Annotated in this window: 14 protein-coding genes; 4 read left to right on the forward strand and 10 right to left on the reverse strand. The window is 74.2% G+C overall.

Annotation, left to right across the window (positions count from 1 at the left end; translation table 11 throughout):
* Nucleotides 1-179 precede the first annotated feature (179 nt).
* Nucleotides 180-1,769, forward strand: coding sequence for a glycoside hydrolase family 27 protein (locus tag ACWEJ6_RS42480; protein WP_452431226.1), 1,590 nt, complete (start codon nt 180-182; stop codon nt 1,767-1,769).
* A 41-nt stretch (nt 1,770-1,810) separates the two neighbouring features.
* Here ACWEJ6_RS42480 and ACWEJ6_RS42485 read toward each other — a convergent pair whose 3' ends face one another.
* Nucleotides 1,811-2,773, reverse strand: coding sequence for an NADP-dependent oxidoreductase (locus ACWEJ6_RS42485; RefSeq protein ID WP_452431227.1), 963 nt, complete (start codon nt 2,771-2,773; stop codon nt 1,811-1,813).
* A gap of 99 nt (nt 2,774-2,872) precedes the next feature.
* On the opposite strand from ACWEJ6_RS42485, the gene ACWEJ6_RS42490 reads away from it, so the two are divergent.
* On the forward strand, nt 2,873-3,484 hold the full coding sequence (locus ACWEJ6_RS42490) for a TetR/AcrR family transcriptional regulator (RefSeq protein ID WP_397158803.1): 612 nt from the start codon (nt 2,873-2,875) through the stop codon (nt 3,482-3,484).
* On the opposite strand, the gene ACWEJ6_RS42495 is transcribed toward ACWEJ6_RS42490, so the two are convergent.
* From ACWEJ6_RS42495 to ACWEJ6_RS42510, 4 genes are all read right to left on the reverse strand, one after another.
* Nucleotides 3,447-4,301 carry a dioxygenase family protein gene (locus ACWEJ6_RS42495; RefSeq protein ID WP_452431228.1) on the reverse strand — a complete coding sequence of 285 codons (855 nt, stop codon included), beginning with the start codon at nt 4,299-4,301 and terminating at the stop codon, nt 3,447-3,449. The genes ACWEJ6_RS42490 and ACWEJ6_RS42495 overlap by 38 nt on opposite strands.
* Nucleotides 4,302-4,367: 66 nt before the next feature.
* The gene (locus ACWEJ6_RS42500; protein WP_358302325.1) at nt 4,368-5,381 is read right to left on the reverse strand and encodes an NAD(P)/FAD-dependent oxidoreductase; all 1,014 of its coding nucleotides are present in this window, start codon (nt 5,379-5,381) and stop codon (nt 4,368-4,370) included.
* Between the two features lie 127 nt (nt 5,382-5,508).
* Nucleotides 5,509-6,030: an isoprenylcysteine carboxyl methyltransferase family protein gene (locus tag ACWEJ6_RS42505; RefSeq protein WP_452431229.1), complete on the reverse strand. Its 522-nt coding sequence runs from the start codon at nt 6,028-6,030 to the stop codon at nt 5,509-5,511.
* Nucleotides 6,031-6,064: 34 nt separating this feature from the next.
* Nucleotides 6,065-7,129: a type III polyketide synthase gene (locus tag ACWEJ6_RS42510; protein ID WP_452431230.1), complete on the reverse strand. Its 1,065-nt coding sequence runs from the start codon at nt 7,127-7,129 to the stop codon at nt 6,065-6,067.
* A 126-nt stretch (nt 7,130-7,255) separates the two neighbouring features.
* Here ACWEJ6_RS42510 and ACWEJ6_RS42515 point away from each other — a divergent pair, with 126 nt between their 5' ends.
* Nucleotides 7,256-8,128: a UbiA family prenyltransferase gene (locus ACWEJ6_RS42515; RefSeq protein ID WP_452431231.1), complete on the forward strand. Its 873-nt coding sequence runs from the start codon at nt 7,256-7,258 to the stop codon at nt 8,126-8,128.
* Between the two features lie 61 nt (nt 8,129-8,189).
* On the opposite strand, the gene ACWEJ6_RS42520 is transcribed toward ACWEJ6_RS42515, so the two are convergent.
* The 3 genes from ACWEJ6_RS42520 to yczE all read right to left on the reverse strand — a co-directional run bounded on the left by ACWEJ6_RS42520 (nt 8,190) and on the right by yczE (nt 11,901).
* Complete coding sequence (locus ACWEJ6_RS42520) at nt 8,190-9,371, reverse strand: NAD(P)/FAD-dependent oxidoreductase (protein WP_452431232.1); 1,182 nt, start codon at nt 9,369-9,371, stop codon at nt 8,190-8,192.
* 90 nt (nt 9,372-9,461) lie between these two features.
* Nucleotides 9,462-11,222 carry a glycoside hydrolase family 15 protein gene (locus ACWEJ6_RS42525; RefSeq protein WP_452431233.1) on the reverse strand — a complete coding sequence of 587 codons (1,761 nt, stop codon included), beginning with the start codon at nt 11,220-11,222 and terminating at the stop codon, nt 9,462-9,464.
* Between the two features lie 76 nt (nt 11,223-11,298).
* Nucleotides 11,299-11,901 carry a membrane protein YczE gene (gene yczE, locus ACWEJ6_RS42530; RefSeq protein ID WP_358302308.1) on the reverse strand — a complete coding sequence of 201 codons (603 nt, stop codon included), beginning with the start codon at nt 11,899-11,901 and terminating at the stop codon, nt 11,299-11,301.
* 63 nt (nt 11,902-11,964) lie between these two features.
* Between yczE and yczR the strand changes: the two genes are divergently transcribed.
* Nucleotides 11,965-13,395, forward strand: a complete 1,431-nt coding sequence (yczR, locus tag ACWEJ6_RS42535) for a MocR-like transcription factor YczR (RefSeq protein WP_452431234.1) — start codon at nt 11,965-11,967, stop codon at nt 13,393-13,395.
* A gap of 49 nt (nt 13,396-13,444) precedes the next feature.
* Here yczR and ACWEJ6_RS42540 read toward each other — a convergent pair whose 3' ends face one another.
* Nucleotides 13,445-14,059, reverse strand: a complete 615-nt coding sequence (locus ACWEJ6_RS42540; RefSeq protein WP_352363435.1) for a trimeric intracellular cation channel family protein — start codon at nt 14,057-14,059, stop codon at nt 13,445-13,447.
* An 11-nt stretch (nt 14,060-14,070) separates the two neighbouring features.
* Nucleotides 14,071-15,561 (reverse strand): peptide MFS transporter, encoded by a 1,491-nt coding sequence (locus ACWEJ6_RS42545; RefSeq protein WP_452431235.1) that lies wholly within the window; start codon nt 15,559-15,561, stop codon nt 14,071-14,073.
* Nucleotides 15,562-15,579: the final 18 nt, after the last annotated feature.

Consider the following 15,579-nt stretch of genomic DNA (forward strand, 5'->3'; position numbering starts at 1 on the left):
GCGACTTGAAACGCGGCCCGGAGGGCTCCGGGTCACCCCTTCGGAAGCCCTTTGCGCGCCGAACGGCAGGCAACAGAATCCCTCAAGACCCCTTGACTGCACACGCAAACCGACGGACGATCCTGTTTGATTTAGTCGGATCATGTTGGGTCCTCACCCCTCGGTGTTGAAGGAGTCCCATGCGTGCGATCCTTCGGTCAACCCTCGCCCTGGCCCTCACCGCGACCTGCCTGACGGCCGTCGCCGGCCTCGCGCCCCCGGCCGCCGCCCTGGACAACGGCCTGGCCAGAACGCCCCAGATGGGGTGGAACGACTGGAACAGCTTCGGCTGCTCGGTCAGCGACGCCCTCGTCAGGCAGACGGCCGACGCCATGGTCGCCTCCGGCATGGCCGCGGCCGGCTACACCTACGTCAACATCGACGACTGCTGGTCCACCAGGACCCGCGACGCGGCCGGCGACCTCGTCCCCGACCCGCAGAAGTTCCCCGGCGGCGTCAAGGCCGTCGCCGACTACGTGCACGCCAAGGGGCTCAAGCTCGGCATCTACTCCTCGGCCGGCACCACGACCTGCGCCGGCTATCCGGCCAGCCTCGGCAACGAGCGCAGGGACGCGGCCCTGTGGGCGTCCTGGGGCGTGGACTACCTCAAGTACGACAACTGCGGCGACCACCTCGGGCAGAGCGCGCAGCAGCGCTACACCGCCATGCGCGACGCGCTGGCCGCCACCGGCCGGCCCATCCTCTACAGCCTGTGCAACTGGGGCCAGGACGCCGTCTGGACCTGGGGCATGCCGGTCGGCAACTCCTGGCGCACCACGGGCGACATCCAGGCGAACTGGGGCTCGGTCATGAGCATCCTGGACAGCCAGGCGGGGCTCTCGGCGTATTCGGGGCCGGGCGGCTGGAACGACCCGGACATGCTGGAGGTCGGCAACGCCGGGCTCACGGCCACCGAGTCGCGGGCCCACTTCAGCCTCTGGGCGCTGCTCAACGCGCCGCTCGTCGCGGGCAACGACCTGCGCTCGATGAGCGCCGAGACCCGGACGATCCTCACCAACGGCGAGGTCATCGCCGTCGACCAGGACTGGGGCGGCAGGCAGGGGCAGAAGATCGCCGACAGCGGCGACCTGGAGGTCTGGCGCAAGCCGATGGCCGCGACCGGCACGGGCACGGGCTCGGCCGCCGTCGTGCTGCTCAACCGGGGCGGCGCCGCGGCCACCGTCTCCACCACCGCCTCCGCGCTCGGCCTCGGCGCCGCCGCCACCTACTCCGTACGCGACCTGTGGGCCCACACGACCGGCTCCTCGACGGGCACGATCAGCGCCTCCGTCCCGGCCCACGGAGCCGCCATGTACGTCGTCACCGGCGGCGGCACGCCCCCCGCGGCCACCGCGCTCAAGGGCGCCGGCTCCGGCAGGTGCCTGGACGTGCCCGGCGCGTCCCAGACCAGCGGCACCCAGGTCCAGATCTGGGACTGCAACGGCGGTGCCAACCAGCAGTGGACCCCCACCACCGCGGGCGAGCTGCGCGTCTACGGCGGCAAGTGCCTCGACGTGTACGACCGAGGCACCGCCGACGGCACCCGCGTGATCATCTGGGACTGCAACGGCCAGACCAACCAGCAGTGGCGGCTCGGCGCCGACGGCACGCTCACGGCCGTCGGCGCGAACAAGTGCCTCGACGTGCCGGGCAACGCCACCGCCAACGGGACCAGGCTCGTCATCTGGACCTGCAACGGCGGCGCCAACCAGCGGTGGACCCGGGCCTGACCCCGCCCGCGACCCCATCCGCCCGCTGGAGCGGGCCGCGCTCAGGCCACGCGCAGGACGATCTTCCCCTGGATGTGGCCCCGCTCGGCGCGTTCGTGCGCCTTCGGGGCCTCCTCCAGCGGGAAGACGCTGTCGACGCCGACACGCAGCCGCCCGGCGTCGATCAGCTCGGCCAGCGCGGCCATCTGGGCCCCGTCGGAGTGCACCTGGCCGCCGCGGCGCACGATGCCGCGGCGGGCGAGCTCCTCGTCGTGGTAGTCGCCGAAGAAGACCGGGCTGAGGGTGCCGCCGTCCTTGAGCATGGGCAGCAGCGTGTGGCCGTCGGGGCCGCCCACGGTGTCGATCAGGCAGTCCACGTCGCGCACCGCGTCCTGCGGCCGGACCCGGGTGTAGTCGACGAACTCGGCCACGCCCAGGTCCTTCAGGAACGCCTCGTGCCGGCCGGAGGCGACGCCGATGACGTACGCGCCGAGGTCCGCGGCGAGCTGGACGACGAAGTGGCCGACGCCGCCGGCCGCGCCGTTGACCAGGACCCGGCTGCCGGGCCGCAGCCCGATGACGTCGTGGACGTACTGGTAGGCGGTGAGCCCGGCCATCGGCACGGCGGCGGCGGTGACGTGGTCCACCGAGGCGGGCTTGCGGGCCAGGTGGCCGGCCGGGGCGGTGGTGTACTCGGCGTACCCCCTGCCGCCCTCGTCGCCGACGCGCGGGAAGCGGACGAGGCCGTACACCTCGTCGCCCGCCCGCCACTCGGTGACGCCGGGGCCGACGGCCGTCACGACGCCCGACACGTCCGAGCCGGGGGTGAAGGGCAGCGAGATCTCCGGCCGCATCGACGGCGGAATGTTGGCGAACCCGCGGCGGGCGTACCAGTCGGGCGGGTTGAGCGCGGCGGCGCGCACCCGCACCAGGACCTCGCCCGGCCCCGGCGCGGGCCGGGGCACCTCCTCCAGACGCAGGACCTCGGGGCCGCCGGTCTCGTGCACGCGGATGGCCTTCATCATCGATTCTCCTCGGGGAGACGGGCGCCGCTATGATGCGGAGCAGTGTTCCGGATCATAACTGGAGCACTGCTCCGCTTGTCAATCGCCGGAAGGTATCGGATGACCTCAACACCCCGGAACCAGCGCGCGGACGCCCAGCGCAACCGGGAGCGCATCCTGGCCGTGGCCGCCGCCGTCATCGAGGAGCAGGGCACGGAGGCGTCCCTGCGCGACGTCGCGCGCCGCGCCGAGGTCGGCCTGGGCACCCTCTACCGGCACTTCCCGACCAGGGAGGCGCTGCTGGAGGCGCTGCTGCGGCAGCGCTTCGACCTGCTCGCCGAGCGCGCCAGGACGCTGGCCGGCGCTGCCGCGCCGCACGAGGCGCTGGTGGAGTGGCTGCGCTCGTTCGTCGCGGGCGCGGGCGCCTACCGGGGGCTGGCCGCCTCGATGATGGCCACGATCAACGACGAGGGCTCGCCGCTGCACGCCTCCTGCCACGCCATGCGCCAGGCGGGCGGACGGCTGCTGGAACGCGCCCAGGCCGCCGGCGAGGTGCGCGCCGACGTGACCGGGCTCGACCTGTTCGCGCTGGCCAGCGCGGTGAGCTGGATCGCCGACCAGGCCCCCTCGCTGGCCGCCCGCGGCGACCACCTCTTCGGCCTGATCATGGACGGCCTGCGCCCCCCGGAGCGGCTCACCGGCCCGGCGTCCACCCCAGCGGCACCAGCCTGAGGTCGAACTCGACCTCCTCGTACGGCCCGTCCATCTCCCAGCCGCCGGTACGCGGGACCGGCCGCCGCACCAGCTCCTCCTTGACCGCGAACGCGGCGTCCGAGCCCAGGTAGGGGTCGCCGGCCAGGAACACGTGCGTGGTCAGCGGCCGGTGGCCGGGCGCGGTGACCTGGTAGTGCAGGTGGGCGGGGCGCATCGGGTGCCGTCCGATCGCGCGCAGCAGCCGGCCGGCGGTGCCGTCGGCAGGCACCGGGTAGCTGCTCGGGCGGATCGTGCGGAACCAGTAGCGGCCCTCCTCGTCGGCGGTGAACAGGCCGCGCAGGTTGCCGGGCCGCTGGGCGTCGTCCTGGCTGTCGTAGAGGCCGTCGTCGGCCGCCTGCCACAGGTCCACGGTCGCGCCGGGCAGCGGCGTGCCGTCGCAGGACAGCACCCGTCCGTGCACGACCATCGGCGTCCCGCGACCGCGTTCGGGCCCCTCGCTGATCCACGCGCCGGGCTCGCGCCCGGGGGCGGGGGAGTGGAACGGGCCCTCGACCGAGGAGGGCGTCATGTTGTCCGGGCCGGCGTGGTTGACGTCGTCCACGGCGGAGGTGAGGCCGAGCATGTCCGACAGCAGCACGAACTCGTCGCGGTCGGGCGTGCACCACCTGCCGGTCTCGGCGAGGAAGGCCAGCCCGGCCCGCCACTCGGCCTCGGTGGGACGCACCTCGTCCACGAACGCGTGCAGGTGGGCGATCAGCGCGGAGACGATCTCGCCGACCCGCGGGTCGGGGGCGTCCACCTGGTCGAGCACCTGCCGCACGAGCTTGTCTGTCATGGCGACCGTCCTTGACGGGGACCGTGGGGGTTCATTATCGGCGTCCGGCCGCGGGCCGGGGAAGGCTCAGGCCAGCACGCGGACCACGCCGGCGAACAGGCGGGGCAGCCGGCGCGCCGCCGGGACCACCAGGCGGGCCGTGCCGGGACGGCGGGCCGCCTGCACCAGCGCCGCCGTCAGCAGCCGGTGCGTGCGCGACAGGCGCAGCCACGCGCCGTCGTAGTCCTGCGGACGGTCCGCCGCCAGGCACCCGACCAGCAGCTCCGCCGAGCGCACGGCCAGCGAGACGCCCTCGCCGGTGAGCGCGTCCACGTAACCGGCGGCGTCGCCGACCAGCAGCACGCGACCGGCCCGGCGGGAGCGCACCGCCTGGCGCAGCGGGCCCGCGCCGCGCACCGGGGTGACGGCCGGGCCGCTCAGGCGGCGGGCCAGCCCGGGGAAGCCGCGCAGGTGCTCCTCGAAGCCGCGCCGCGCCGAGCTGAGCACCGCGACGCCCACCAGGTCGTCGCCGACCGGCGTGACGTACGCCTCGCCCGTCCCCGACCAGTGGACCTCGACGAAGTCGCTCCACGGCTCGATCCGGTAGTGCCTGCGCAGGCCGTACCGGCGGGGGCCGCGTACCGGCAGGTCGAGGCCGAGCGAGCGGCGCAGCGGCGAGTGCAGGCCGTCGGCGGCCACCAGCCAGCGGGCCCGCAGCCCGATCGCGCTCACCCCGTCGCGGTCCTGGTCGGCGCGGGTGATCCGGCCGGTGACCGTCTTGACGCCCAGCTCGGCGGCCCGCTGCCAGAGCGCGGCGTGCAGGCTCGTGCGCCGGACGCCGAGCCCCGGCCCGGCGGCGAACGCGGCCCGCGCCTCCCGCCGCCCGTCGAGGTAGTGGATGCCGCGGAAGCCCCGCCCCTCGACCGGTGCGCCCATCGCCGCCAGCGCGGCCACCCCGCCCGGCATGACGCCCTCGCCGCACGCCTTGTCCACCGGCGCGGCCCGCGGCTCGACGACCACCGCCTCCATCCCGGCCAGCGCCGCGTGGATCGCCGTGGCCAGCCCCGCCGGCCCCCCACCCGCCACCAGCACGTCGATCACCGGCCCACCTCCCGGCCATCCGCCACCAGCACGTCGATCACCGGCCCGCCTCCCGGCCATCCGCCACCAGCACGTCGATCACCGGCCCGCCTCCCGATCGCCCGCCACGAGCACGTCGATCACCGGCTCACCCCCTGGTCGCGAGGGCGAGCGCGGCGTTCTCGCAGCGGATGCGCACCACCATCAGCGCGGCGTTGAGCAGCGTGAAGGCCAGCGCCGTCAGCCACGCCGTGTGCACCAGCGGCAGCGCCAGCCCCTCGGCCGCCACCGCCACGTAGTTGGGGTGCCGCAACCACGCCAGCCGGTACGGCCCCCGCCGCACCAACGGCAGCCCGGGCACCACGATCACCTGCGTGTTCCACCGCGGCCCGAGCGCGGTGATGCACCACCACCGCAGCGCCTGGGCCGCCACGACCACCGCGAGCATCGGCCAGCCGAGCGCGGGCACGAACGGCCGCCCGGCCAGGGCCACCTCCAGCGGCGCGCACACCAGCAGCCCGGTGTGCAGGGCCACCATCCACGGATAGTGCCCCCGCCCGGTCACCACGCCGCCGCGCGCCATGCTCCACGCGGCGTTCCGCCTGGCGACGACCAGCTCGGCCAGACGTTCCAGGCCGACGAGCACGATGAGCACCAGATACCAGGTCACAGGCCAACCACCAGCCGATCGCAGGGACGGGGGACTACCAGCGCAGCAGCACGAGCTCGGAGCAGAAACCGGGACCCATCGCGATGACCAGCCCCCAGCTCCCCGGCGCGGGCGGCTCCCCGGCCAGGGTGTCGCCGAGCACGTGCAGGACCGAGGACGACGACAGGTTGCCGTTGGCCGCCAGCGAGCGCCACGTCACGTCGAGCGCGCCCACGGGCAGCTCCAGCACCTCCGACACCGCCTCCAGCACCTTCGGCCCGCCCGGATGGCACACCCACGCCGTCACCTCCCCGGGCGTGATCCCGTGCTCGGCCAGGAACCCGTGCACGTCGTCGGCCAGGTAGCGGCGCACCACGGCGGGGACGCTGGCGTCCAGCATGACCCGGAACCCGGTGTCGCCCACCTGCCAGCCCATGACGTGCTCCGAGCCGGGATACAGGTGGCTGCGGGTGGCGACGACCGCAGGCCCGGCGGCGGGCCCGGCCGCGCCCCGCCCGCCGCCGCTGGCGACCACGGCCGCCGCGCCGTCGCCGAACAGCGCGCTGGCGACCAGGTTCGCGGGCGAGGAGTCGCCGCGCTGCAGGGTCAGCGAGCACAGCTCCACCGACAGCAGCACGGCCACGTGGTCCGGCCAGCCGCGCAGGTAGTCGTGCAGCCTGGCGATGCCCGCCGCGCCCGCCACGCAGCCCAGGCCGAAGACCGGCACCCGCTTGACGTCGGGACGCAGCCCGAGCGCGGCGGCCAGCCGGGCGTCCACGGACGGCGCGGCGATGCCGGTCACCGACGTGAACATGATCAGGTCGACGTCGGTCGGCTCCAGCTCGGCGGCGTCCAGGGCGGCCTTCACGCTCTCCAGCCCCAGCTCGACCGCGACGGAGACGAAGGCGTCGTTGGCCGCGCCGAAGCCGTTCAGCTTCTCGTAGCGGTCGATGGGCAGGGCGAGGTTGCGGTGCTCCACGCGGGCGCTGCGGTGCAGCCGGTCCAGCAGGCGGCGGTCGGCGCCGTCGGGCAGGCACAGGCGGGCGGCCATGTCGGTGAGCTCGGACTGCGGGTAGCGGTGGGGAGGGAACGCACAACGGACTGCGGAGATTCGGGTCATGCAGTGCTCCCTCGACAGGTCGCCCACAACATCCACTCCCCGCACGCTTCCCGCAAGGATGGTCATTTAAGCCATACGCGGCGCGTGGGAATTCTCGGTCCGGATCTTCCGGTCTACGATCACCGTGTGACCGACCCGGATCCCGCGGCCGCCGCCGTCGTGCGCGGCGGGCCGGTCCGTACGGCCGTCGCGCTGGCGCTGGCCTGCCATCCCGGCCCGACCGTGGCCGTGACCGCCCTGGTCACCGCGCTGGCCGTGGCGGCGGGCCGGGACCCGGCCGGGTGCGTCCTGGTGGCCGCCGCCGTGCTGGCCGGGCAGTTGTCGATCGGCTGGTGCAACGACGCGCTCGACGCCGGACGCGACGCCGCCGCGGGGCGCACGGGCAAACCGGCCGCCGACGGCACGGTGAGCGTGACCGCCGTGCGGGTGGCCGCGCTGGCGGCCCTCGCCCTGTGCGTGCCGCTCTCGCTGGCCTCGGGCCGGACGGCGGGGCTGGCGCACCTGGCGGGCGTGCTGGGGGCCTGGGGGTACGACTTCGGCCTGAAGGCCACCGTCCTGTCGTGGGCGCCGTACGCCGTCGGGTTCGGGGTGCTGCCGGCGTTCGTGACGCTGGGGCTGCCCGGGGAGCCGTGGCCGGCGTGGTGGGCGGTCGCGGCGGCGGCGCTGCTGGGCGTGGGCGCGCACCTGGCCAACGTGCTGCCCGACATCGAGGGCGACCTGGCGACGGGCGTGCGCGGGTGGCCGCAGCGGCTGGGGGCGGCGCGCGTACGGCTGCTGGTGCCGGTGCCCTTGGTGGCCGCCACCTGCCTGCTCGTCCTCGGGCCCGCGGGCGGCCCCGGGGTGGCGGGATGGGCGGCCATGGCGGCCGCGGTGCTGCTCGCGGCCGGGGGAGCGCTGCTGGCCGGACGGTCCGCGCGGGCGCCGTTCGTCACCGCCGTCGCCGTGGCGGCCGTGGACGTGCTCCTGCTGCTCGCCAACGGCGCCGCCCTGACGGCCTGAGCCGACGGTGCCGTCCTGACGGTCTGGGCCGATGGTGCCGTCCTGCCGGTCTGAGCCTCGGTCAACCGCGGTGGTGCAGGCGTGCCGCGCCGCGCAGCCAGCGCAGGCCCACCGCCAGGGCCAGCGGCGCGGGCACCGTCCCGGCCCCGAGCCCGACCTCCACCAGCAGGTCGAACACCTCCTTGCGGCGCGCGGCGGTCGCGATGGCCGCGTCGATGAACCCCGGCGACTGCGCCAGCCGGGCCAGCACGTCGGTCGTGCGCAGGTGCCGCCCCAGCGCGCCGCGCAGCTTGGCCCGGTACCGCGCCAAGGGGTCGCCCGCCGCCGCACCTGCCGCTTCGCCCACCGCCTCGACCACCGCCTCGGCCGCCAGCCGTCCCGACAGCAGCGCGTAGTAGATGCCCTCGCCGGTCAGCGGGTTGATCAGCCCCGCCGCGTCCCCGGCGAGCAGCACCCGCCCGGCGCCCGGCGCGGGCCGCCCGGTCGACAGCGGCAGGTGATGGGCGCGCAGGTCGCGCGCGGGCCGGTCGGGCAGCAGCTCGGCCAGCCTGCCGTGCAGCACCTGGCGGCCCGGCGCCCCCGCCGCCCGCAGCCGGGGCAGCAGCATGCCGAACCCGACGTTCGCGGTGCCGTCGCCGATCGGGAACGACCACGCGTAGGCCGGCCAGCCTGCCCGCTGCATCGCGATGAGCTGCACGTCGTCGGCCTCGGGCACGTCGGCGTAGCCGCGCACGGCCAGGGCGGTGTGCCGCTCGCCCGCCGCGGGCAGCCCGATCAGCCGGCGCACCGCCGAGTAGGCCCCGTCGGCCGCCACCACCGCGCGGGCCCGCAGCCGCCCGTCCAGGACGACCCAGGACCCGTCGTGGGCCAGCTCCCTGACGCGGTGGCGGCGCACCTCGACGCCCCTGGCCCCGGCCGCCGCCACCAGCCGCGCGTCGAACACCCGGCGCGGCACCACGTGGTTGGGCCGGGCCGCCTCGGCCGAGACGCGCAGCCCGCCCGGCGAGACCACGGTCAGCCGGGGCGTGGGCCGGTAGTCGTCGATGAGGTCCGGCAGGCCCAGCCGGGCCAGCTCGTCGCGGCCGTGCGCGGCGATGCCGTCGCCGCACGGCTTGTCGCGGGGGAAACCGGCCCGGTCCAGCAGGACCACGCGCAGGTCCGGCCGCAGCTGGACGGCCCGCAGCGCCGCCGCCGAGCCCGCCGGTCCCGCGCCCACGACCGCCAGGTCCCATTCCTCACCCATGCGAGGTCTTGTCCCACTCCGCGAGGTGGAGGAAACCCGTTCCCGCCGGTGTCCCACCCGGCGCGGTGCGGGAAGCCCGTTCCCGCCGGGTCAGGCCCGCGACAGCGCGCGGGCGGCGTGGATCAGGGGCACGTGGCTGAACGCCTGCGGGAAGTTGCCCACCAGCCGCCCGTAGCGCGGGTCGTACTCCTCGGCCAGCAGCCCGACGTCGTTGCGCAGCTCCAGCAGGCGTTCGAACAGCTCCCGGGCCTCCTCCTGGCGGCCCTGCATCGCCATCACCTCCACCAGCCAGAAGCTGCACGCCAGGAAAGCGCCCTCACCGCCGGGCAGGCCGTCGACGTCGTTGTCGGCGGCCAGCGGATAACGCAGGACGAACCCGTCGGACATGAGCTCCTTCTCGATCGCCGCCACCGTGCCGGTCACGCGGGGGTCGTCGGGCGGCAGGAAGCCCACGACCGGGATCATCAGCAGCGCCGCGTCCAGCTCCGACGACCCGTACGACTGGGTGAAGGTGTTGCGGTGGGGGTCGAAGCCCTTGTCGCAGATCTCGGCGTGGATCGTGTCGCGCAGCACGCGCCACCTGTCGACCGGGCCGGTGCGGCCGAAGCTCTCGACGTACTTGACGGCCCGGTCGAGGGCGACCCAGCACATCACCTTCGAGTGCACGAAGTGCCGGCGCGGGCCGCGCACCTCCCACAGGCCCTCGTCGGGCTCGTCCCAGTGCTCCTCCACGTAGTCGAGGAGCTGGCGCTGGATCGACCAGGCGCGCTCGTCGGCGGCCAGGCCGCGGGTGCGGGAGACGTACAGGCAGTTCATCACCTCGCCGTAGACGTCGAGCTGGAGCTGCTGGACCGCCTCGTTGCCGATGCGGACCGGGCGGGAGCCCTCGTAGCCGTCCAGCCAGTCGAGGCGCAGCTCGGGCAGGCGGCGCTCGCCGGCGACGCCGTACATGATCTGCAGGTCCTGGGGCCGCCCGGCGATGGTGCGCAGCAGCCAGGACCGCCAGTCGGCGGCCTCGTCGAGGTAGCCCGAGCTGATCAGCGCGTCGAGCGTCATCGTGGCGTCGCGCAGCCAGCAGAACCGGTAGTCCCAGTTGCGCACGCCGCCGATGTCCTCGGGCAGGGACGTGGTGGGCGCGGCCACGATGCCGCCGGTCGGCGCGTACGTCAGCCCCTTCAGCGTGATCAGCGACCGGGTCACCGCCTCCCGGTAGGGGCCCTGGTAGGCGCACTTGCCGACCCACTCGGTCCACATCGTCTCGGTCTCGGCGAGCTGCTCCTCGGCGTCGATGCGCGGCGGCATCGGCTCGTGGGAGGGGTGCCAGGTGAACACGAACGGCAGCCGGTCGCCCGCGTTGACGGTGAACGTGGCCCGGTGGGCGTAGTCGCCGCCCTTGAGCGGGACGGGGGAGTGCAGCCACGCCGAGTCGGGGCCGCCGACGGCCTGGAGGTGGCCGTTCGTCCGGCGCACCCACGGCACGATGCGCCCGTAGTCGAAGCGCACCCGCAGCTGGGTGGAGACCTCGACGCTGCCCGAGACCCCCTCGACGATGCGCACGACGTCGGGGTTCCGGTCGCGCGGGGGCATGAAGTCGATCACCCGGACCGTGCCGGTCGGGGTGTCCCACTCGCTCTCCAGGATGAGCGTGTCGGGCCGGTACCGGCGCCGGGTGGCCGGCCGCCGGGCCGCCGGCCCCAGCCACCAGTGGCCGTTGCGCTCGCTGCCGAGCAGGGCCGCGAAGCACGAGGGGGAGTCGAACCTGGGCAGGCAGAGCCAGTCGATGGAACCGTCCCTCGCCACCAGTGCGGCCGACTGCATGTCTCCGATCAGCGCGTAGTCCTCAATCCGCATGCCGAAGACGCTACTCGCGCGCGGGCGATCCCGCGCCGGGCCGGGCCTGTCGCGTCAGGACGGGCCCGGCGCGGGATCACGACAAGGGGAACCAGCGGGTGAACAGCTGGGTCAGCGGGCCGATGGCGAGGGCGAAGACCAGCGTCCCGACGCCGACGCTGCCGCCGAGCAGCCAGCCCACGGCCAGCACGGTGAGCTCGATGAGGAAGCGGGCCAGCCGGACGGACAGGCCGAGCCGCATCAGGCCGGTCATGACGCCGTCGCGCGGCCCCGGGCCCATGCCCGCCCCGATGTAGAGCACGGTGGCCAGCGCGATCGCGACCACGCCGAGCGCCACGTACAGCGCCTGGACGGCCAGGTGGGACGGCGTGGGCAGCAGCAGGATCGCCGCGTCGGCGAACAGGCCGAGGAACACCACGTTGCTGATCGTGCCGAGGCCGGGCCGCTGGCGCAGCGGGATCCACAGCAGCATCACCAGGGCGCCGACGCCGATGATGACGGTGCCGATGGACACGTCCAGGCGCAGGGCCAGGCCCTGGTGGAAGACGTCCCAGGGGTCGTTGCCGAGGCCCGACTCCACCTGCAGCCCGATGCCGGCGCCGTACAGGGCCAGGCCGCCGTAGAGGCGCAGGAGGCGGGAGGGGAGGGAACTCAGGCGGGGGACGGTTGCTTCGCTCATGATGGCCCTATGGTGGCAGGCCAACTGGTTGCCGAAACAGGGCCAATCGTGGAAAGTGGCCTTATGAGGCATTTGTCGGCTACGCAGGTGGCGCGGCTGGTCGACGTCGATCCGGCCGCGCGGCCGTACTACCGCGCCCTGGCCGACGGCGTGCGCGCGCTCATCATGGACGGCCAGATCCCCGTACGCGTGCGCATGCCCGCGGAGCGCCACCTGGCCGAGACCCTGGGCGTCAGCCGCACCACCGTCACCTCGGCCTACGACCTGCTGCGCGAGCGCGGCTACCTGGACAGCAGGCAGGGCTCGGGAAGCTGGACCACCCTGCCCGACCCGGCCACCACCCGCGAGAACCCCTGGCTGTCCACCGGCGACGACGGCCTGATCCAGCTCCACTGCGCCGCCCCGCCCGCGCCGTCCGCGCTGCGCGAGGCCATGGCCGAGGCCCTGGACGACCTGCCCAGGTACGGCATGGGCAACGGCTACGACCCCATGGGCCTGCCGGTCCTGCGCGAGCGCGTCGCCGCCCGCTACACCGAGCGCGGCCTGGCCACCCGGCCGGACCAGATCGTCGTCACCACCGGCTCCCAGCACGCCATCCAGCTCGTGGCCGGGCTGCTGATCGGCCCCGGCGACCCCGTCATGGTCGAGTCGCCGACCTACCCGCACGCCATCGACGTGGCCCGCCAGCACGGCGCCCGGATCGTGCCCTTCGGCATCTCGCACGAGGGCTGGCAGCCCGACCTGATGGCCGCCACGATGCGGCAGTCGGCCGCCCGCCTGGCCTACCTCATGCCCGACTTCCACAACCCCACCGGCGCCCTCATGGACGACGCCACCCGCGCCGCCGTCGTCGGCGCGGCCCGTCGCAACGACGTCATCCTGCTGGTCGACGAGACCTGGAGCGAGCTGGCCCTGGACGACGTGCCGCGCACCGCGCCGATGGCCGCCTTCGACACCGACAGCCGGGTGATCAGCATCGGGTCGGCGTCCAAGCTGTGGTGGGGCGGCCTGCGCATCGGCTGGATCCGCACCACGGCCGCCCTGGCCCGCCGGCTGGCCCGGCACCGCGCGGTCGTCGACATCTCCAGCCCGGTCATGGAGCAGCTGGTCACCGCCCGCCTGTTCGAGCGGATGGCGCAGACCCGCGCCGAACGCCTGCGCGGCCTGCGCGCCTCGCGGGACGCGCTGACCGCCGCGCTGGCCCGGCACCTGCCGGAGTGGACGTACACGCTGCCGCGCGGCGGCGGCACGCTGTGGGTGCGGCTCAACGGCGACACCTCCACCACGCTCGCCGACGCCGCCGTCTCCCACGGCGTGCGCCTGGCCCCCGGGCCCTGGTTCGGCCTGGAAGGCACGCTGGAGGGCTACCTGCGGCTGCCGTTCACCCTGCCGCCCGAGACGGTGGCCGACGCCGTCGCCCGCATCGCCCGCGCCCGCGTTCAGGGCCCCACCGGCGCCCGCCGCCACCCCGACTCGCTCGTGCCGATGGTGTGAGCGGCTCGCCCGTGCGTCGTGCGGGGGCTGCTCGCGCGTGGTGTGGGGGCTAGGAGTGCTCCTCGGCGCCCTTGGCCAGGGGCGCCCGCCAGTTGCGGCGCATCGCGGTGATGCGCAGGCCGAAGGCCAGCAGCGCGGCGGCCAGCGTGGCCGGCCAGCCGTGCAGCCCGGCCGTGGACAGGCCCGCCATCACGGCCGAGCCCAGCAGGGCGGGCACCGCGTAGAGCTGGCGGTCGTACAGCAGCGTGGGGATCTCGCCGGCCAGCACGTCGCGGATCACGCCGCCGCCGACGGCCGTCGTGACGCCGAGGATGGTGGCGTGCAGCGGGCTGAGGCCGTACTCCAGGGCCTTCTCGGTGCCGACGGCCGCGAACAGGCCGAGGCCGGCCGCGTCGAGCACGAGGATGACCGGCATCACGCGGGCCACGTGCGGATGCCAGAAGAAGACGATCACCGTGGCGGCCACCGGCACCAGCACGTAACCCAGGCTCTGGAAGGCGGCCGGCCGCACGTTGAGAATGAGATCGCGGACCAGGCCGCCGCCGAGCGCGGTCATCTCGGCCAGGACGCCCATCCCGACCACGTCGAGCCGCTTGCGCACACCCATGAGCGCACCGGTCAGTGCGAAGACAAAAATACCGACAAGGTCGAGAATTTCAGACACGTTGGATGTTTTTACCGGATCGGCGGCATGGCCGCCGCATGGTAGTGCTCGGCCATGAGCACCCGCAGTTTCCGCGTGAACAGGAACATCGCCACCCCGGCCGCGATCGCCATGATCGCCAGGACCAGGTAGTACATCGGGTCGGACAGGTACCGGGTGAGCCGCCCCGTCTGGCCGCCCACCGCGTCGCCCACCGACACCGCGATGAACCAGATCCCCAGCATCTGCCCCTTGAACGCCTCCGGCGCCAGCTTCGTCGTGACCGACAGCCCGACCGGGCTCAGCGACAGCTCGCCGAACACCTGGATCAGGTAGACCAGCACCAGCCACCACACCGACACCCGCCCGCCGGTCGCCAGCCCGGCGGCGATCGCCATCACCACGAAGCTCAGCCCCACCATGACCAGCGCGAACCCGAACTTCTGCGGCGTGCTCACCCGCACCCCGAGCTTGACCCACAACGCCGCGAACACCGGCACGAAGATCATGATGAACAGCGGGTTGAACGACTGCGTCGTCGCCGCCTGGATCGGCACCCCGAACAGCTCCAGCCGGGTGTGGTCGGCGGCGAAGAACAGCAGCTTGCTCGGCGCCAGGTCGTAGATCATCCAGAAGATCGCCGCCGCGACGAACAGCCAGATGTAGGCCTTCATCCGGCTGCGCTCCTCGTCGGTGAGGCTGTGGCTGCCCAGCAGGATGTAGGCGAAGTACACCACCGGCACGATCAGGATGACGATCGTGATCGCCAGCGCCAGGCGGTCGATGGTGAGCGTGCCCGTGGCCGCCCACGCGCCGAGCGCGAGCGCGGTCACCGCCACGCCCGCCCCGGCCACCCGGCCGAACCGGCGGCGCTCGGGCGGCGTCAGCCGGACGCCGGGACGCTCCCCGACGCCGCGCAGGTTCCGGCCGCCCCAGACGTACTGCAGCAGGCCGAGCGCCATGCCGACGGCGGCGGCGCTGAAGCCCAGGTGCCAGCGGTCGCCGTCGGCCAGCCAGCCGACGACGAGGGGCGCGAAGAAGGCGCCCAGGTTGATGCCCAGGTAGAACAGGGAGAAGCCGGCGTCGCGGCGGCCGTCCTCGTCCTCGCCGTACAGGCGGCCGACCATGACCGAGATGTTCGGCTTGAGCAGGCCCGTGCCGCTGATGATGAGCAGCAGCCCCAGCCAGACGAAGAACGACGTCGTCACCGGGATCGCCATGCTGATGTGGCCCAGCATGATGACGAACCCGCCCCAGAACACCGACCTGCGCGCCCCCAGCACGCGGTCGGCCATCCAGCCGCCGGGCAGCGCCACCAGGTAGATCAGCGCCCCGTAGACGCCGACCACCGCCTGCGCGGTCTCCTGCGACATGCCGAGGCCCTTGTGGGCCGGCGAGGCCGCCATGAACGTGGCCAGGATCGCCCGCAGGCCGTACCAGCTGAAGCGTTCCCACATCTCCGTGGAGAACAGGGTCGCCAGCCCCCACGGATGCCCGAAGAAGGTCCTTCCGCCCTTGCTCATGCCCACCCCCCCGAGACA

Source organism: Nonomuraea sp. NPDC004702, assembly GCF_053601695.1.